We start from the raw sequence: 18946 nt of genomic DNA, 5'->3' as shown, positions 1-18946 counted from the left end.
CATGACGGTGTTTGCTAAACCCACTTTGTTTATCCGCTAACCCTTACAGTAAACTGACAAATATCTTATGTTGACCATTTTCATCGTCTACATACTTTGCTGGTGGTTATTATTCTTTTTGAAGCAAGGAGTCACTGAAGGTTTTGCCATCGACAAAAGTGAATACTTCATTTGCTTTGATGTGGGTCTGGAAGTAATGGTGATAACCATAAAACTGATAACCACTTTTTAGAACCTTTTTATGCCACCATGCTTTTAGCATTTTTTGAATTCTGGGTTTACTGCGTAAATCGTGCATTGAATCAAAAGAGACCACTTTCTCTTTTTGTGTTTTTAATGTTAATTGATGGCTATAGCAAGAATAGTGCCCAAATTTCGATGTAGATTCATACCAAGGCGGTAACGCTGTACGGGCATGTTCGGGACCATAAGGGAATTTCTTGATCTTGCGTAAATGATTTACATACATGAAGACTCGATCGGGAATGTGGCCGCTTTGTTGGATCGCTAAGGCGAGTGCATGAGCTGACATAATATGTTTTGGATGAGGGTCTATTTCTGGGTCGGTAACAAAAACACTTGTTGGCTTTATCTGGTCTAACAAACTGGCGAGATCGTCAACGAGTCGCTTCCCCGAGCTAATATTTGATTCATCGTTTGGAAGTGTCATGGTGTTCAATGCTCGACTGATCGCCGGAGTCAACTCAGGGCATACACTGTCATTTTGCTGTTTTTCAGATGCGTTATAAAATGTGTTTTTTGTTAAGTTAAAATAGCCAAGCGACGATAATCTCTCAAACTTTACGCCAGCAAGAAGAGGTGTCGTCATGCTGTTCCATGCTCTGATCTTAGCTTTTCGAGAAACCGCATCTTTTAAATTATCATCAAGGCCTGTGATGTACTGTCTGTCTAATGATTGAACATTTTGGCCTGCATTGATGGTTGTTATCCACACTTGATCTGAAAAATCACTGTAAACACCATACGCAGCTAATTCTGCATCGTCAGCGTGTGGGGCAATGATTAATATCGGTCCATGGTGAATATCTGGTTTTTTAAATCCTAACAATGTCGCGTCGGGCATTAACAGGCAATGATCATATACCAATTGCCATTGGCTGAGAGTTTGATAATCAGCAAGAAGGCCACTCAGATTTAAGTATCTAGTTCCTGTTTCTCCTGCTTCAAAGTATTGTCGATGGTTGACGGTATTTTGTTCGTTATTTTCTAATATGACACACACAGACCCAGATTTTTTTTTATGGGTCGATTGATAAGTAAATGACAAAAGCCAAGTGTATTGTTCAGGGTTTAATTCAGCGAAGCCTGTGTTATCCGATAACGTTAAATTTACAATATTACTTTGGTTGTCTGTTGTCTGTTTTTCAAGTCTTGCGTCACTTTGCCAGTCAGGCTTCAACGCGTACTGATAATCAAGTTTTTTCATATGTTTATTCTTATAAAATAGTGTGTTGGCTATCGCTTACGAATGAGATAAGTAGGCGTCGCAATATTGTTTCACTATGAATTCCCCATCAAATTTCTCTAACGATTTGGCGACGTCTTGACTCCAAGCAACGGATTGGTCTTTTTCTAAGGCCAGCGCTATTTTTTCAGCAAGTGATATCACCGTCTGTTCGGCTAAGTAGCGACTCAACTCTCCTTGCATAATATCGCAAACGCCACCGGGGCAATTTGTTGCGACTACTGGAGTGCCACAGGCTAACGCTTCAATGATGACCATGCCGAGACCTTCGCTTTTTGAGCTTAATACAAAAACGTCTGCGCCTTTATACCAAGGGAACGGATTGCTTTGCTGACCTTTGAGAAAGGCACTTGTTTCTAATCCTAGCTGTTTGATTTTTTTTTCGATTGTAGCTCTTTCTCTGCCCTCACCAACGATCACCAAATCTTGCTGTATGTCAAAGTGTTCCCGAGCATAATGATAAGCGTCTATGAGTAGGGGGAAGTTTTTACCGTTCACTAAACGGCCTAAACCCAGTATGTAGGGCTTTGTGTGATAGTCGACATCATCCGATGCGATAGAGGCATCCTGACGTATTTTTTTATAGTCATTAGGATTGCTGATAGTTGATACGCTTTTACAAGGTATATTGTAGGTCTGTATTAAATCTATAAAAGATGATGTCGCCGCTTCTGATACACATACCATACGTCGATTTGAAAACAACCAAGAAAAAATACGTTTTGAATGAGCACCATAATGAGCCTTATTCTGCATGCTCTCACAGACAAAGACGAAACGTGGGTCTTGTAGGGGCCAAATATGTGAAAAGGTGCCTTGTCCACGAAAAACAATCAGATCAAATCGCCCGATTTTTTTTTCTAATTGTTTTAGTTTATAAGAAAAAGCGATGGCCTCTGCATAGGCAAAAAACAAGACAAACGTTTTACGAAAAATGACGTTCAATAGTTTGCATAGCACCAGCCAAATACAGCCAATGCCGCTGAGCATTACCATTCTTTGTAACGCAAAAAGATGCAACGTGACTCTGGGGTCATTGGGTGAAACGTCTACCTTACGATTTTTCAGGTAGATCAGATGAGTATCGTGGCCTTGTTTTGCAAATGCATCGGATAGGTTACAGGCTACCCTTTCCATGCCGCCAACTTTTAAACAGTTCACAACAACCGCAATTTTCATCAAGCCTCCTAAAAAATCCAATACAACATGTCATAAAATAGCCATTTCGCTATTGATGACATTATTACTTTATTCTCATTGAGTGTTTTATAAACGCTACTAATTCTTAGTGACTTATACCCATAAACAAGGGAATAAGTATAGGCACGAGGATGCTCATAATAAAACCACTGGCGATACAGACGGGAATGATTTGCGCCCCATGAAATTTACCAAGTATAGGTAAGGTGAAGTCCATCGCCGTTGCGCCAGAATAGCCAACCGACATGTGGCTGTTGAGCTTGGCGAGGAAAGGTATCAACATCAGGGCGAGGATTTCTCGTCCAAGGTCCAGTAAAAACGCCGTGGTGCCTAGTACTGGGTCGCCTAAGCCGGTGATAAGAATGCCGGATAAACTGTACCAACCGAAGCCTGCGACGACGGCAAGGCCTTGGTTCCAACTGAGGTCTAATACAAAACTTCCAATCCAGCCCGCTAACAGCGTAGTGAAAATAGTAACAAAAGCAATAATGACGCCCTGTGAGTTTAAAAAGAGTTTGCGTAGGCGATGGTTACCTTGGCGAAGTTGGCAGCCAATCAAAAAGAGTAAAACGTAAAGCAAGCCTGTGACTATGTCATCTACACCCGTTAGCCAGTCTTTAGCAAAAATGCCGACGATCACACCGCCAATAACCCAAGCGATGGTTTTTACTGCATCCATTAGCGCGTGTTGTTTACTGCTAGCGGGTGCTTGGGCTAATTGATCTGAATGGGTACCTCCAAATCGTAAGCCACTAAAATACAATCCGGCTAAACTAAATACGCTGACCAAAATAAAAAGCACGATGGCTTGATAACCTGCAATTAAGAGTTTCTCGGCAAGATTATCTAAAGCACCAAGGCTGAATCCTATTAGCCCTAGGATGACATAAACCAGTTGTTCGAGTCCTTTTGCTACACGAGAGGGGGTAAATACCTTGATATTGACCCAGTAACCAAATAATAAAGCGATTAATAACGGGCCGAGCGTCGAGAGAATAGTCATATATGAATGGTCGTCCTATACTGTGAATCAATTGTTGTGCGACATTTTCTCGGTATTGGCATGTAAATACAAGTCGTGTGTTTTGTTCGAGGTAAACACCGGATTACGCCTCGTTCCTCGCCTTATTCGGGCTACGGGATGGAAATGCGAAATAAACCTGACCAACGGTGCAATGTTTGATAATCAGTGTTAAATTACTCGGTTGTTTTTGGATGTTTTCTATGGATAGTCGGCGGTGATGTGTGGTTAAGCGTTTTACGGTGTTAAAAGAAATTCTTCATTTATTATTTCCTATGGTATTGACCATGACGCTGGAGCTATCCATTAGCGTGGTGGATACCATTATGCTGGGTCATTACAGTGCGCTGCATTTGGCTGCCGTGGGTTTGGCGTCTAGTTTATGGCTACCGGTTGGTTGTTTTCTTATTGGCGTAACGTTCGGTATTACACCTTTGGTCACACGCCATTTACACGGTCGACAACCTAAGCTGGTGAATTTATACATGTCACAAGCCATTGGTTTATCCGTGGTGCTTGGACTGTTTGCGAGTTTGATCGTGGTGTTTGTACTGCCTCACTTCGCACGCTTCATGGCGACAGAAGAAGAAACCCGTCTCGTGTCCGTCAGTTATTTATATATTTTCGCGCCTGCTTTGCCTATGTTGGCGTTAATGACCGCGTATAAAAACTTATTTGAAGCCGCTGGACGCCCTGGATTTCCATTATTTGTGGCGAGCACCGGATTAGCGTTGAATGTTTTATTTAACTATGTGCTTATATTTGGCAAGTTTGGTTTTCCAGAAATGGGGGCGGAAGGCGCGGCGCTGGCATCGTCATTGTCTTTGTATTTAGCCGTATCACTGTTTTTTGTTTACGATCGCTTTATTAATAAAACGCCACTGTTTACTCGTTTGGTGTGGCGCTACACTCGGAAATTCTCGATTCTACTTAACGTCGGAGCGCCTGCTGGCTTTGCTTTTGCTTTTGAAGTGGGCTTGTTCTCGTCTATGACGTGGCTGATCTCTTCTTTTGGAGATTTGGCGCTAGGCGGTGGCCAGATTGTTATGTCTTACACCTCTTTCTTATTTACCCCTATGATGGCAATGAGCGCCGTGACCGCGATTGTGGTGGCGAAAGCCATGTCAAAAGAAGGTGTTGAAGGTGTTAGGAAGCGTATTCGGGTGATTATCTTAATAGGACTTTCTTACGTGAGTGTGTGTTTTATTATTACGCAGCTGTTTCATAACCAGATTCCGTATATTTACAGTAGTAATGAGCAAGTTGTCGCTTTGGCAGCGAGTATCTTACTTATCTCATCCTGTTATCAATTGCCTGATATGCTGCAGACAGTCTTTACGGGAGCATTGCGAGGGTTCCGCGACACTCGATCTTCCATGATCGCATTTGGCGTGTCTTTGTTTGGATTGAGTATCCCGCTTGGCTTTTGGCTATCTCATTACAGCCCATGGTCTGAAACCTTATCATTGCGCGGTTTCTACATCGGCTTAGGCGCGGGTTTGACTTTGTTGTCCGTGATATTGGTTTTACGCTTTCAAGTGGTATTGCGTCGATTCGAAGGCAAACGAATTGCCTCACCAAGGGAAGTAGCATAGCGCTGAGAGGTTATGTTAAATAAGAGTAATTATTTTACAGAGAACAGCATGAAGACTATTTTGGTTACTGGTGGAACAGGCTTTATTGGCAGTCATACTTGTGTTGAGTTATTAAACCAAAGCTACGATGTTGTTATTGTTGATAACCTGTGTAATTCCCATTCAGAAGTATTAAATCGAATTGTGAGTATCACCGATAAAAGTGCTACTTTTTATGAGGTAGATTTACTTGATCGTGTCGCCTTAAATACCGTCTTCACTAAATATCAGATAGATGCCGTTATTCATTTTGCTGGGTTGAAAGCCGTTGGTGAGTCTACTCATATTCCTTTGTCGTATTACCATAATAATTTGACAGGCACTTTGATTTTATTGGACGTTATGGCAAACCATGGTGTGTTCGATTTAGTTTTTAGCTCGTCTGCGGCTGTTTATGGTGATGATAACTCGGCACCATATCAAGAGCACTTTCCCTTAAGCTCAACCAGCCCTTATGGGCGTACTAAGGTGATGATAGAGCAGTTTTTACAAGATGCCTTTGTTTCTGATCCACGATGGAGTATTGCTTTACTACGCTATTTTAATCCGGTGGGCGCTCATCCAAGTGGCTTGATCGGTGAAGACGCTAATGCGATTTCCACTAATTTGATGTCATTTATTACTCAAGTTGCAGTAGGTCAGCGAAAATTTTTAAGTGTGTTTGGTGGCGATTACCCAACGGCAGATGGTACAGGTGTCAGAGATTACATTCATGTAGTGGATTTGGCATTGGGTCATATTAAGGCGCTTGAAAAACTCGCAAGCCAAACCGTGAAAAGCATTGATGCTTACAACTTAGGAACAGGGCAAGGGTCAAGTGTGCTCGATGTTATTCAGACATTTGAGAAAGCTTCTAACCGTGTTATTCCTTACGAGATTATGCCAAGACGCTCAGGTGACATCGCAGAGTCTTATGCAAATCCACAAAAAGCCGCTAATGAGTTAGGTTGGAAAGTGCAGTTTTCGCTAGAAACCATGTGTCGTGATGCGTGGAATTGGCAAAGTAAAAATCCCAACGGATACCATTCATAATCCGTGTCGGTTGTTATTATCATTAGATTAAGATCTTGCCAGCCTGAGGACTAACCTACAAAAACGATGTTTTCGCATTGTGTGGGTTGTGTTGTAGCGCGACGTTTAATCACTAAGTGTTTTTTATTTGAGAAAATACCTTACATTGTTCAATCAAGGCATCGATGTTCATGTGTTGTTCTGTGCTGTCGGCGAGTCGGTCGATTTCACTGTTTCGGTGTTGGTCGTAATCGAAGTCTTGTCCTTGTTTGACGCCTGCCCAGTTTAATAATGTTTTCAGTGCTTCCGGGTGGTCAAAAATTCCGTGCAGATAGGTGCCGATAATATGGTTATCTTCGGAGATAAAACCTTCTTTTTCATCCTTTTCGAGTGTGGCGAAGTGGTTTACTGTAGATGAAAACCTCGACACCCCCGAGTGGATTTCGTAGCCCGTTACTTTGGCTATTTGTTCACCAAAAGACAGCGTGCCTTGTCGTTGTTTTAGTTGTTTGTCTTTTTCCAATACCGTTTCCATTGGAATAAAACCGAAACCTTGAGATTGGGTGTTAGCGTGTTGGTTTTCCAATCCTAACTGGTCCAGTAATTGCTCGCCGAGCATTTGAAAGCCGCCGCAAATCCCGATGACCTTACCGCCGTATCGTAGGTGTTTACTCAAATAGTCTTCCCAACCTTCTTGACGTAAAAAAGCGAGATCACTTTGTACGCTTTTGCTGCCAGGAAAAATCACTAAGTCGGCGGGTGGAATAGGCTCGTTGGCGCCAACCAGTGTGACCTGTACGTTTGGATGCAAGCGAAGTGCGTCCCAATCTGTGTGATTGCTAGTGCGAGGCATAATAGGAATGACCACATTGAGCTGAGTGTCTGCGCTGTTCTTTTGAGGGCTTTTTGCGACGGCGTCTTCTGACTCTAAATGAAAGCCTTTTAGGTAGGGTAAAACGCCCAACACTGGCTTCCTCGTTCTTTCTTCTAGCCAATCCAGGCCAGATTGCAGCAAACTGATATCACCTCGAAAGCGATTAATGACAAAGCCGATGACGCGGTCTTGTTCGCTTTGACTGAGTAAATCCAGCGTGCCGACGAGATGTGCAAAAACGCCACCTTTGTCGATGTCGGCGATGATAATAACGGGGCAATCAATGCTTTCGGCAAAACCCATATTGGCGATGTCGCGAGCGCGTAAATTTATTTCAGCTGGGCTGCCAGCGCCTTCTACTAGAACGGCTTGATATTGATTAGCGAGTTTATAATACGAATCTAACGCGGCGACTTTGGCGATGCTTTTGTATTCGTGATAACCCACTGCGTTCATGTTGCCGATGGCTTTGCCTTGAATGATGACTTGCGCGCCGGTGTCTGTGTTGGGTTTGAGTAAAATCGGGTTCATGTCCACGTGCGGTTCAAGCCCTGCCGCGTAAGCTTGGACGGCTTGAGCTCGGCCAATCTCGTTGCCATCTTGCGTGACAGCGCTGTTCAGTGCCATGTTTTGTGGCTTAAACGGGGCGACGTTAATGCCGCGACGGACGAATAAACGGCATAAGGCGGTGACGAGAGTACTTTTTCCGGCATCCGAGGTGGTGCCTTGGATCATTAAACTAAAGGCTGGCATTCAGGTTCATCACGCTTTAAATCAATTAGGTGATAGAATTCTACCTTACCTTCTTGTCTTGTTAAGTGAAAAAACGACCTATATTTATGACCCTTTCTAATTTAGACAGTATTTTTGATGGTTTCTTTGGTGATCTCTTTGGGGTGTTCTCCACCACCAGTGTGATTCTGCTTGCTGCCTTGGCGCTGGATCGACTATTAGGCGAGCCAAAAAGCTGGCATCCGCTTATTTGGTTTGGACGTTGGGTCGACCTTTGTCGTCACTACAGTCAATTAGCTTTAGACGCGAGCCCGTTGCGACAGCGAATGGTAGGTGTGCTGGCTTGGCTGATTGTCGTGTTGCCTTGGTTATTGATTCTGATCGCGCTGCTTTACTTGTCGCCAGATTGGCTGGATAACGTGTTGTCGGTGTTGGTGCTGTATTTTGCCATCGGTTGGCAAAGTCTACGTGAGCATGCTTTGGCTATTTACACGCCTTTATCCGCATCGCTGTCTAACTTTGAGGACAGCACTGAAAAGTTGGATGAAGCGCGCCTTGCGGTGAGTTATATCGTCAGCCGTGATACGCAAAATTTAGACGAATCTGCCGTGGCGAAAGCAGGCATTGAGTCCGTATTGGAAAATGGCAGCGATGCGATCTTCGCCCCGATTTTTTGTTTCTTAATACTGGGCGCGCCGGGCGTGCTCTTGTATCGTTTGGCCAATACCCTAGATGCCATGTGGGGTTATAAAACGGCGTCTTTATTGTATTTTGGTTGGTTCGCGGCGCGCTTTGATGATGTGTTAAATTATCTGCCCGCGCGATTGGTGGTTTACACGTATGCAATTTGTGGAAATTGGCATGCAGCCATTCGCAGTTCACGTCGTCCTTCTGCTCGCTGGAAAAGCCCGAATGCAGGTCCTGTGATGGCCGCCGGTGCTGGAGCATTAGGGGTTAAATTAGGCGGCGAAGCGCCGTATTTTGGAAAAATGGAAACCAGACCCATTCTTGGTGAAGAAGAGGGAGATATGCCAATGCCTCATCATTTGAAAAAGGCGATATTGCTGGTGGATAAAAGCGTGGTTTTATGGGGATTGGTCATATGTCTATTGATTTAATGTCTTCTCAACAAGTGGTTTCTGCATTAGATCTAACACCACCAAAACACGGCGGTGATTTGGCTGGCTGGCAACGAAAAGTAGGCGATAAAGCACTAAGCTGGTTGGATTTGTCTTCGGCGTGTAATCGTGAGCCTTGGCCTATTCCTCAGATAGATTCGTCTTTATGGATGGATTTACCCGATCAAGTGGCTTTACTGGACGTTGCCGAAGGCTATTACGGTTGTCGGCCTATTGCGATTGGTGCAGGCTCTCAGCATATTATTGAATCTTTACCGATTCTTCTTCGTGAGTCCAAACCGTTAAGCGATCTGCGCGTTTTTGTGCCTCGTGTAGGTTACCAAGAACACGCGTTTGCTTGGAAGAAATGGGGTTATGAACTTGTTTATTATGACGTGCTGGAAGAGTTGCTTGAGCAGAGTTTTGCGGTCGCCGTAGTCATTCAGCCAAACAACCCAACGGGAGAATGGACGCCAGCGTCTACGTTATCGACGTTGATTGATCACGCTGAAAAGCAGGGCGCGAGTTTGGTGGTTGACGAGGCCTTTATTGATCCTTGCCCTGAGCGAAGTCTGTTGGCTGATGTATCGCAATTCCATTGGCCTGAGTCTCTATTTGTCCTTCGGTCAGTCGGAAAGTTTTTTGGTCTCGCCGGAGCTCGAGTGGGTTTTGTGTTTTGTGCGAAGAAATGGCAAAGCGCTTTTAAAAACCTTTTAGGACCTTGGCCTGTCGCGACACCGAGCTTGCACTTAGTGAGTTTGGCGTTTACCGATGTGGTGTGGCAAGTACAAGCATTACAATCTTTAAACGCCCGACAAGCCGTGTTTATTGAACGTGTCATGCCAAAATTTAATACTATTTTTGATTCCCAAGACAGTGTGATACATCCATTGTTTATTACTTGGACGCTCGAAAGTCATGAATACGCCGTACAAGTTTTTGAAATGCTACATCAAGTTGGCATTCATACTCGCTTGGGTGATGGCTGGATTCGTGTGGCATTGCCTGCGATGAGCGAAATTGACGGTTTGGATAAAGCATTGATTCGACTATTAAAAAGCGCAGGAGGACGAGAGTTAGCATGAAACATTTAGTGCTTGGTGGCGTACGCAGTGGAAAAAGTGCCTTTGCTCAAGAGCAAGTGGCCGCTTCCGGTAAACCAGTTTGTTATGTTGCGACCTCTCAAGTGTGGGATGACGAAATGGCCGACCGAGTGCGTTTGCATAAAGAGAATCGCCCTCAAGAGTGGCAATTAATAGAAGAGCCATTGGCGCTTGCAGGCGTGCTAAATAGAATGAACTCAGCGGACCAAGCGGTGATTGTAGAATGCTTTACTCTGTGGTTGACGAACTTATTGTGCTTAGAAGATGAGACTCGATTACAGCAGGAAAAAGCCGTATTATTGGATGCCGTCGAGCAGTTTCAAGGGGACTTGGTCTTGGTCTCCAGCGAAGTGGGTTTGGGGATTATGCCGATGAATGCGCTAGCTAGGCGCTTTGGCGATGAGGCGGGTGCGATGAACCAAGCATTGGCTAAATTGTCCGATCGGGTAACTTTTGTTGCGGCGGGACTGCCTATGCCGTTAAAATCCCCTCCCTTCTAGTGTAATTCAATATTTTTGGTAATAATGAGTGGTTTCTATCATTATAGATATTGAAACACGATAACCGATAGCTTAATAAAGCGTAGGAGCCTTGATGATCCCTTATTCAAAAGATTTTCCAGTATCATGGGAAGAGTTGCATAGAAATGCGCGTGCTTTGTCTTGGCGATTGCTTGAACAAGGTCCTTGGAAAGGCATTATCGCGATTACTCGCGGTGGTTTGGTGCCAGCGGCTATTTTGTGTCGGGAAATGGACATACGTTTGATTGATACAATTTGTATTGTCAGCTATGGCGCTGACGAACAAGGCGACGCAGCGATGAAACAGGGCGAATTGAGCGTTTTGAAAGGTGTGGAAGGGGACGGCGAAGGTTTTATCCTAGTTGATGACCTTGTAGACACGGGACGAACAGCGGCGAAAGTACGCGAAATGTTGCCAAAAGCGCATTTTGCAACGATTTATGCCAAGCCTGCCGGTAAACCATTGGTTGATACTTTTATCACTGAAGTGAGCCAAGATACTTGGATTCGTTTCCCTTGGGATATGGAATACACGTTTTCGACGCCGTTAGCGGATCGTCAGGAAAAATAAGTATTACCCCTCGTGTCTATTTCCTGTCATGTATTTACAGTTAAAAAACGAGAGAGATTGCAAAATTACACAAAACTCTCGTTTTTTTTACATCATTTTAAGCTAACTTTATCCTTAGATTTATCATAAAAAATACAGTGTGAAAAACCGTGTTCTTATGGTCCTCAACGAAAAACATAATAGGATTTTACTATGTGGCAGACGCTAACACGAGTTGTGCTCGCTGGATTTTTATCGTTTTTAACGATATTACCCGTTTGGGCTGAAGGCACCGTTGCCCGAGCTCAGTTTTCAACCGATGTTATTGATCGAGAGCCGATTGATGATATCGGCCCCGTTGTAAAAGTAGAGTATGGTGAGATCCAACGCGTCTATTTTTTCACAGATTTACGAGGAATGTCTGACAGCCAAGTGATTCACCGTTGGAAATTGGACGGAGAAGAACAGGCGGATGTTGCTTTTGATATTGGTGGTGATCGCTGGCGTGTTTGGTCAAGCAAGCGTTTGATGCCTGGGTTTGATGGTAAGTGGAGCGTGGACATTGTGCTTGATGGAAACATCGTTGAGACACATTCATTTGATTATGTGGATGAATATTAACCATTCATTCGCGATTGAACGTGATTAATTGAACGTTATAGATAAGGACAGTTATGCCTCATATACGTGTACGCGGCTTAGCATTTGACGAACTAGAGTCTGTTGCTGATATATTGATTGAGAATTTGGCAGAAATGACGGATACGCCTAATTCGCATTTTACGCTTGAGTATCAGCCAACGACCTACCTTGCCGTTGGTGGCGCTTCTCCTGCGTATCCCTTTTTTGATGTGCTGTGGTTTGATCGAGGCGATGAAGTAAAACGAAAAGTGGCTTTGATCATCGAGGAGTTGATTAGACCCTTGGTTGACAGTGGACAAGACATAACCGTGTTGTTCCACGACCTACAAGGCAAAGATTATTACGAAAACGGCGAGCATTTTTAGCTATTAGAACAACCCCCTCCCAATCTCCCTTTGGTTGGGAGGGGGTTGTTAATGTTACTTTTGAAATTCGTAAACACTTCCGAGATTCATTATTTGGGTCAGTTCATCTAGCGCATGTCGGCTTTCTATTAACAGTTTAGGGTCAGCAAGATCCGCTTCATGCAGTTCATCACGGTAATGCTTGTCTACCCAATCATTTAATTGTCCAAATAACGCGTCATTCATCAGTGTGGAGGGGTTAATCGCGTTGCGCTCAGCGTCGGTTAAGGCCACTCTAAGTCGAAGGCAAGCTGGTCCACCACCATTACTCATGCTTTGTTTTAGGTCAAACACTTTCACTTCATTGATCGGTGAGTTGCCTGCAACTAAACTGTTTAGATATGCCCAAACTGCAGGGTTATTTTCACATTCTCCCGGTACGATCAATACCATGTCATTGTCGCCACGGCTCAATAGCTGGCTGTTAAACAGATAAGACTGAATGCAATCTTGTACCGATACCGAAGCGCTTGGCACTTCAATCAGGTGAAACTGAGAGGCTCTGTCTCCCCACGCTGTTAGCAAATCTTGTTTCATTTGAGCGGTGTCTAGAAACGCTTCTTGATGATAGAAATGCGCATTGCGATTGCCCACGGCGATAACGTCGTTATGGAAAACTCCCGCGTCAATAACCGCTGGATTCTGCTGAGCGTAAACCACTTGATCCGGCGATAATCCATGACGGCGAGCAACGGCTTGTGATGCTTCTAAGGTATGACGAGCAGGAAATTTTGCTGGGCGAAGGCCACTGTTGTTGAAAGCTTCCATTCCATAAACAAAAAACTCAATGCCTTGTTCGCCATAACCGTGGCAAAAACGCGTATGGTTCGCGGCGCCTTCGTCACCAAAATGATCAACACTTGGTAATGCGGCGTGATGAGCGAAGTGTTTATCATCTTTAAACGTGGCCTGTAAAATGGTCCCTGTGGTTTCGTGTTCGATCGAACGGTGAAACTTATTAACTAAGTTAGCCGGAGTGAAGTGAACTCGGCCGTCAACCGTGTCGCCACTTGGTGATACGGTGGCAGCGTTGGCTGTCCACATGCAAGAGGCGGAACTCACCGCAGCCAAAAGCTTAGGAGCTTGCTTCGCGGCTTGTTCTAATACGTTGGCATCGCTGCCAGAAAAACCAAGACGGCGCAACGTCGGAATATGTGGGCGTTCATGAGGCGCTAGTACGCCTTGAACAAAGCCCATGTCCGCCAAGGCTTTCATCTTGGTTAAGCCTTGTTTAGCTGCGGCTTTTGGGTTTGATGATCGTGCTGAGTTGTTTAAAGAAGCGACATTACCAAAAGAAAGGCCGCTGTAATTGTGGGTTGGGCCCACTAAGCCATCAAAATTGGCTTCTGTCGCTGTGTTCATAATTACCTCAATCGTGTTGATTATCTAAGTGCTAAGGTCTTTGTTTTACACTATAACGTTAGACCGTGCCCCAGTTTTTCTGGCATGGTTAAGCTGTCTGCTTCGATGCTAGAAACCGGGTAAGCACAGTAATCAGCAGCGTAGTAAGCGCTTGCTCTGTGGTTGCCGCTGGCGCCTGTTCCACCAAAGGGAGCGTTGCTTGACGCACCAGTGGTTTGACGGTTCCAGTTGATAATGCCAGCACGACTGTGTTGCAAGAACCACTCGTATTCGGTTTTATCATCGGACAATAAACCCGCAGAGAGGCCAAATTGCGTGTTGTTCGCGATACTCATGGCTTGATCCAAAGAGTCGTAGCGAATAACCGTCAATAAAGGGCCAAAGTATTCTTGATCGGGTAAGTTCTCTAGCATGTCGGTCGCGTCGATAATACCTGGTGTAACGTAACCGGTTTTGCTGTCACCGCGGGTCATTTCTAAGACAGGCGTAGCGCCTAATGCAACCAGTTTTTGATAAGCTTGCATCAAACCATCTGCGGCTTGAGCAGAAACAACAGGCCCCATGAAAGGTTGTTCGCTGGCATCGAAACGATCAATTTTCAATGCTTTAGTGGCGGTTACTAGAGATTGCAAAATGGTATCGCCAAGCTGGCCTTTAGGCAGTAATAAACGGCGCGCACAGGTACAGCGTTGACCTGCTGAAATAAAGGCTGATTGAATGATTTCATGCACGGCGGCGCGTTGATCAGCGATTTTTTCAGACACTAAAAGAGGGTTGTTGCCGCCCATTTCCAAGGCCAAAATTTTGCCTGGATGCCCTGCAAAGTCTTTATGTAGAATGTGTCCGACTTGTGGGCTTCCTGTGAAGAAAAGACCATCAATACCGTTATGATTTGCTAAGGCAACGCCAGTTTCTCGTTCGCCCTGTACCATGTTTAACACGCCAGCCGGCAAGCCCGCTTGTTCCCATAGTTGAAGGATCAAATCGGAGGTGGCAGGGGCTTGTTCGCTGGGCTTAAACACAACCGTATTACCAGCAATCAGCGCCGGTACTATGTGACCATTCGGTAGATGACCGGGGAAGTTGTAAGGACCAAAAACGGCCACAACGCCATGTGGACGGTGGCGTAAACGTGCAGTAGCGCCTGGCATCGGTGTGGTTTTTTCACCGGTTCTTTCGTGATAAGCCTGTTTTGAGATAGCCACTTTACCGACCATTGCGGCCGCTTCCGTACGAGTTTCCCAAATTGGCTTGCCTGTTTCTCGGCTGATGGCGGTCGCGATGGTTTCGCTGTGTTCTTTTACTAGGGCGGCAAAGGCATCGATAATGGTCAAACGCTCTTCTAACGGACGATTGGCCCAAGTTGGGAATGCGCTGCGGGCAGCCTTGATGGCAAGATCAACTTGGCTCGTCGCCGCCGTGTTTGCTTGCCATACTACGCTGGCGTCCGCTGGATCAATAGAGCGGAATAATTGGCCTTCGCCTGCTAGCCATTGGCCGTTTATGTAATGTGCTTGTTTCATGGTGTTCATAATGACTCCTTTTAATGTTGCGTAAGTGGTTGTTGATTGATGTCCCTAAAATAGGGAGTCCATTCACGCAAAGGGCGATATAATTAGCCCCTTGAATAAGGTGATAATTCGACGACTCGTACCGGTTCTTTAGTGATGATACACAGGCTGTCTGCTTCTTCTTGAGTCAAAGTCATGGCGCTGCCAGGTGGTATTGATCGTTGAACCAAGATGCAACGAAAGTCCGTTACTTTTGCGTTGGAAACGAGGTAATAGCTTCCTTCTCCGATTCCTTTGGGTTGGCCAATATTAGCAAGGCATAGGCGGCTATCACGAACGGCGCGAATATCCTGAACACGCGCTTCTAGGCTGGGCCCACCATCAAAAATGTCGACGTAATTCTCGTAGCGAAAGCCTTCTTGCTCTAGTAGACGACGCGCTGGAACCGTATTTTGATGAACCTGTCCCAAAACGTCTCTGGCTTCTTTTGGCAGCAAGTTCACGTAAACAGGGTTGTTTGGCATCAATTCAGCGATGAATTGTTTGTTGCCTTGAGCTGTTAATTCATCCGCTTCTTTAAAGTCGATGGAAAAGAAGTGACGTCCAAGGCTTTCCCATAAAGGTGACACGCCGTTTTCATCACTCACACCGCGCATTTCAGCAAAGACCTTTTCAGTAAAGCGCTCTGGAAATTGCGCCATGAACATAAAGCGTGCCTTAGACAATAGCTGACCATTTTTAGAATGGCGGAAGTCCTCTTCTAAAAATAACGTGCAAATTTCACTGCAACCCGTGAAGTCATTATTCAAAATAAGCGTTGGTACGGCGTTATGGACACCAAGCTCTCTTGAAGCATGAGTAATGGTACCTAAGTGGTAACTGTAAAATGGTTCATCTAAACCAACGGTCGCTAATACACCGCATGTACCCACAATGTCGCCTGTTGTGCTGTCTTCTAGCACCATCAGGTAGTCTTCATTGCTCGGTTTGGTGACATTATCTTTAGCAAAAGAACGAACCGCACCATCGATTTTCTTTTGTAGAATGTCTTCGTCTGGCACAAGAGAGGTGAAACCCACCCCCGTTTTTTCAGCAAGTCGATAAAGTGACTTTAGGTCATTTTGACAAATTGGGCGTATGACCATCATGATGGTATTCCTCTCGTGTTTAATTAAACCGTTTTTACGGTGCTAAGACCTTTGCTTTGCCTTTGATGCGCATATGGCAAAGTGCAAAAGTCTCTAGTAAGTTGTTGTTTACAGAGCGACCCACTGAATGCGGTGGCCTGCTGAAATAGCGAGTTGTTCTTGTGTTACTTTTTCTAAGGCTAAACCGGCAACTTGTGGCTCTGCTGGTGCTGCTGTGACTCGAAAACTGTCTAAATGACCCGCCGATATAAGGTGCATGGCACCTTTTGATGTATCAGTTAGTGCAAGGGCCTTGCCTGTTTTTTGCTGAGTGATGGTGTTAAGGCTTTCTGTTCTGGCTTCAATGGTTGGTCCTGCATCGAAAATATCCACATAACCTCGAAACTCAAACCCCTCATCTAATAGAATATCTGCGCTTTGGCTGGAGTCTTCATGGATCACACCAATAACGTCTTGTGCGGCTTCTGGCAAAGTAGGCACATAAATAGGGTAACGAGGCATTAAATCTGCGATAAAATGTTTATTACTTACTGCTGAAAGGTAGTCGGCTTTTTGGAAGTCCATGGAAAAAAAATGTTTTCCTAGCGCATCCCAAAAAGCAGAGTAGCCTTGTTTGTCACTTTCACCGCGAAGCTCAGCAAAGAGACGTTTAGTAAAACGTTCAGGGTAACGAGCGATAAACAGCAATCGAGCTTTTGACAACAACGACATGGCAAGCGGATTTTGGTGTGCTTTGTCGACGACCAAAGCAATAAGACGGCTTGTGCCGCTGTAGTCATGGCATAAATACAAGGCTGGAATACGATTGTGAATTTGCAGTTGAGGGGAAGCGTGAACCACTTCATCAATACGGTAGCTATAAAAAGGGGCATCAGCACCGACCATGGCATCGATGCCACAACAACCGACTATTTTATCGTTGCTGGTGTCGACCAGCACAAACAAGTAGGATTCATCCCCTGGCTGTACAACATCCGTTTGAAAAGAACGGCGCGATGAGGCAATTTTGTCGTTTAAGCGCTCTCTGTTCGCGGGGAAATTTGTAATACCAATACCGACCTGTTGAGCAAGGCGTTCCAGCGCGGGAAGATCTGCAAAATCTACTGGACGTACTAGATACATATTAAATCCCTGAAAAATTCGTTATAAGCGATAATGTGTTAAGTATTATTACTGAGAACGACAAAGTTCGTAAGAGAGTAACTTTCTTATTGGCGACAAGTTTTTCCGGATATTGGCTATTTTTGGTCGATTTTTTAAAAGTATAGAAGGATGAAAGATGAAGTCTGGCGTATATCAGCATTATAAAGGCGCTGAATATTGGGTTGAACGTGTGGTAAAACACAGTGAAACAGAAGAGAGTTTGGTTATTTATCAGGCTTTATATGGCGATTTTGGCTGGTGGGCTAGACCGCTAACCATGTTTAAAGAGTCGGTTGAAATCGACGGGGAAAGCATTTCGCGCTTTGACTGGGTGAGAGCCGAGCGCGACGCGGGATGATTGATACATTGCTTGTTGGTTTGGCTGCCATTGAATCTGATGTTTATTTGGTCAGGCGGTTGCTTAATCAGGCGTTTATTTAATCAGGTAAGTGCATCCAAGGTGATTCGCGCATAAAGAAAATAATTTGCTCTCTAAGCCAGCGATGAGCAAGGTCATTGTTGAAGCGTTCGTGCCAAAAAATATGAATAGGGTGTCGGCCATTATATTCGTCAAGCTCCAATACTTCTTTGGGGATCGGTAATAATTTGACTGGATAGAAATTGGCCTTTTCACACATAACGTTTAGAAATAAATCGCCAATTGAACGTGACGTGACCAGTGCCATGCCGCGCTTTACCGCTTGCATCGCTACCATCAAGCTGTCTGTTTCTAGGTTGGGTTCTAATATATGACCTTGTTTTTTGAGCTTTTGTTCTGTCTTTGAAAAAGAGCTGTTGCGATGGCTGCTGCGTAGGTGATGGGTGACTACATTATGCGCAAGAAGGTCTGTCACCGATATCTCATCTTGGTGAAACAACGGGTGCGCTTCGCTCAAGATAATACAAGCTTCCATATACCCTATTAGCTTGCTACGAATATTACCAGGAGTGTTGCTAATCCGCATAATTCCAAGGTCAACGTTGCCAGAAACGAGCTCATCCAGTTGAGAATCTCCCCATGAATTAATAGATAAGCGAATCCCTGGTGCTTGGTATTGTAATGATGCTAACAGTGGCTCAATGAAGTTTTCTAAATCGCCCTCATCTGCTCGTAATTTAAAGCGCCTGTCTAAATTTTTGATGTCTAGCGAATTGGGGCTCATTAATTCCGATAGTGAATTTAAAATAGGTTGTATTTGGTCTTGTAATTCAGAGGCCTTAGCGGTCGGCGTTAACCCATATGCTTGGCGAGTAAACAATGAGTCTTTAAATAACTCTCTGAGTCGTTGTAAACTTTTGCTCAGCGCCGGCTGAGTGACGCCTAACCTTTCTGCAGCGCGTGACACACTGCCTTCTTCCATGATGGTAACGAAGGCGACGAGTAACTTAATATCCAATTTTAAGATGTCGTCTAGATGCATAATCTTCTCGATAGAGTAAAGGGTAAAAAGAAAGAGTCTTGACGTACTAGGACGACAAGACTCTC

18 protein-coding genes are annotated in these 18946 nt (G+C 44.7%); 9 read left to right on the top strand and 9 right to left on the bottom strand.

What is annotated here, in order from left to right; genetic code table 11:
• Positions 1-109: 109 nt before the first annotated feature.
• The 3 genes from M3I01_RS14960 to M3I01_RS14950 form a co-directional block, all read right to left on the bottom strand.
• Positions 110-1447 carry a PIG-L family deacetylase gene (locus M3I01_RS14960; RefSeq protein WP_255896687.1) on the bottom strand — a complete coding sequence of 446 codons (1338 nt, stop codon included), beginning with the start codon at positions 1445-1447 and terminating at the stop codon, positions 110-112.
• Between the two features lie 36 nt (positions 1448-1483).
• Positions 1484-2665, bottom strand: a complete 1182-nt coding sequence (locus tag M3I01_RS14955; protein ID WP_255896685.1) for a glycosyltransferase — start codon at positions 2663-2665, stop codon at positions 1484-1486.
• A 106-nt stretch (positions 2666-2771) separates the two neighbouring features.
• A complete protein-coding gene (locus M3I01_RS14950; protein WP_255896677.1) occupies positions 2772-3689 on the bottom strand; it encodes a lysine exporter LysO family protein in 918 nt (305 codons plus the stop codon).
• 242 nt (positions 3690-3931) lie between these two features.
• On the opposite strand from M3I01_RS14950, the gene M3I01_RS14945 reads away from it, so the two are divergent.
• Both M3I01_RS14945 and galE read left to right on the top strand, forming a co-directional pair.
• Positions 3932-5302, top strand: coding sequence for an MATE family efflux transporter (locus M3I01_RS14945; protein ID WP_255896676.1), 1371 nt, complete (start codon positions 3932-3934; stop codon positions 5300-5302).
• 48 nt (positions 5303-5350) lie between these two features.
• Positions 5351-6373 (top strand): UDP-glucose 4-epimerase GalE, encoded by a 1023-nt coding sequence (galE, locus tag M3I01_RS14940; RefSeq protein ID WP_255896674.1) that lies wholly within the window; start codon positions 5351-5353, stop codon positions 6371-6373.
• A gap of 112 nt (positions 6374-6485) precedes the next feature.
• Here the strand turns inward: galE and M3I01_RS14935 are convergent, their stop codons facing one another.
• Positions 6486-7979, bottom strand: coding sequence for a cobyric acid synthase (locus tag M3I01_RS14935; protein ID WP_255896671.1), 1494 nt, complete (start codon positions 7977-7979; stop codon positions 6486-6488).
• Positions 7980-8065: 86 nt separating this feature from the next.
• Here M3I01_RS14935 and cbiB point away from each other — a divergent pair, with 86 nt between their 5' ends.
• The 6 genes from cbiB (at position 8066) to M3I01_RS14905 (ending at position 12257) form a co-directional block, all read left to right on the top strand.
• Positions 8066-9076 (top strand): adenosylcobinamide-phosphate synthase CbiB, encoded by a 1011-nt coding sequence (gene cbiB, locus M3I01_RS14930; RefSeq protein WP_255896670.1) that lies wholly within the window; start codon positions 8066-8068, stop codon positions 9074-9076.
• A complete protein-coding gene (locus M3I01_RS14925; RefSeq protein ID WP_255896669.1) occupies positions 9061-10161 on the top strand; it encodes an aminotransferase class I/II-fold pyridoxal phosphate-dependent enzyme in 1101 nt (366 codons plus the stop codon). The genes cbiB and M3I01_RS14925 overlap by 16 nt, the downstream gene beginning before the upstream one ends.
• A complete protein-coding gene (gene cobU / locus M3I01_RS14920) occupies positions 10158-10679 on the top strand; it encodes a bifunctional adenosylcobinamide kinase/adenosylcobinamide-phosphate guanylyltransferase (protein ID WP_255896666.1) in 522 nt (173 codons plus the stop codon). Before M3I01_RS14925 ends, cobU begins: the two co-directional genes overlap by 4 nt.
• Positions 10680-10773: 94 nt before the next feature.
• Positions 10774-11271, top strand: a complete 498-nt coding sequence (gene gpt, locus M3I01_RS14915; RefSeq protein WP_112141174.1) for a xanthine phosphoribosyltransferase — start codon at positions 10774-10776, stop codon at positions 11269-11271.
• Positions 11272-11463: 192 nt separating this feature from the next.
• Positions 11464-11871, top strand: coding sequence for a DUF2914 domain-containing protein (locus M3I01_RS14910; protein WP_255896665.1), 408 nt, complete (start codon positions 11464-11466; stop codon positions 11869-11871).
• A gap of 53 nt (positions 11872-11924) precedes the next feature.
• A complete protein-coding gene (locus tag M3I01_RS14905) occupies positions 11925-12257 on the top strand; it encodes a DUF1904 family protein (RefSeq protein WP_255896664.1) in 333 nt (110 codons plus the stop codon).
• A 54-nt stretch (positions 12258-12311) separates the two neighbouring features.
• Here M3I01_RS14905 and astB read toward each other — a convergent pair whose 3' ends face one another.
• From astB to M3I01_RS14885, 4 genes are all read right to left on the bottom strand, one after another.
• Positions 12312-13658 (bottom strand): N-succinylarginine dihydrolase, encoded by a 1347-nt coding sequence (astB, locus tag M3I01_RS14900; protein ID WP_255896663.1) that lies wholly within the window; start codon positions 13656-13658, stop codon positions 12312-12314.
• Between the two features lie 50 nt (positions 13659-13708).
• On the bottom strand, positions 13709-15181 hold the full coding sequence (gene astD, locus M3I01_RS14895; RefSeq protein ID WP_275565169.1) for a succinylglutamate-semialdehyde dehydrogenase: 1473 nt from the start codon (positions 15179-15181) through the stop codon (positions 13709-13711).
• 92 nt (positions 15182-15273) lie between these two features.
• Positions 15274-16317: an arginine N-succinyltransferase gene (astA, locus tag M3I01_RS14890; RefSeq protein ID WP_255896662.1), complete on the bottom strand. Its 1044-nt coding sequence runs from the start codon at positions 16315-16317 to the stop codon at positions 15274-15276.
• Between the two features lie 108 nt (positions 16318-16425).
• Positions 16426-17439, bottom strand: coding sequence for an arginine N-succinyltransferase (locus M3I01_RS14885; protein ID WP_255896660.1), 1014 nt, complete (start codon positions 17437-17439; stop codon positions 16426-16428).
• 157 nt (positions 17440-17596) lie between these two features.
• Between M3I01_RS14885 and M3I01_RS14880 the strand changes: the two genes are divergently transcribed.
• Positions 17597-17818: a DUF1653 domain-containing protein gene (locus tag M3I01_RS14880; protein ID WP_176336257.1), complete on the top strand. Its 222-nt coding sequence runs from the start codon at positions 17597-17599 to the stop codon at positions 17816-17818.
• Positions 17819-17897: 79 nt separating this feature from the next.
• Here the strand turns inward: M3I01_RS14880 and M3I01_RS14875 are convergent, their stop codons facing one another.
• A complete protein-coding gene (locus M3I01_RS14875; RefSeq protein ID WP_255896659.1) occupies positions 17898-18881 on the bottom strand; it encodes a LysR family transcriptional regulator in 984 nt (327 codons plus the stop codon).
• Positions 18882-18946 lie beyond the last annotated feature (65 nt).

It is taken from the genome of Marinomonas maritima, assembly GCF_024435075.2.
In the GTDB taxonomy this organism is placed as follows: Bacteria; Pseudomonadota; Gammaproteobacteria; order Pseudomonadales; family Marinomonadaceae; genus Marinomonas; species Marinomonas maritima.
Note: the sequence above shows the minus strand (reverse complement) of the source record. Positions and strands in the feature narration are given on the sequence as shown.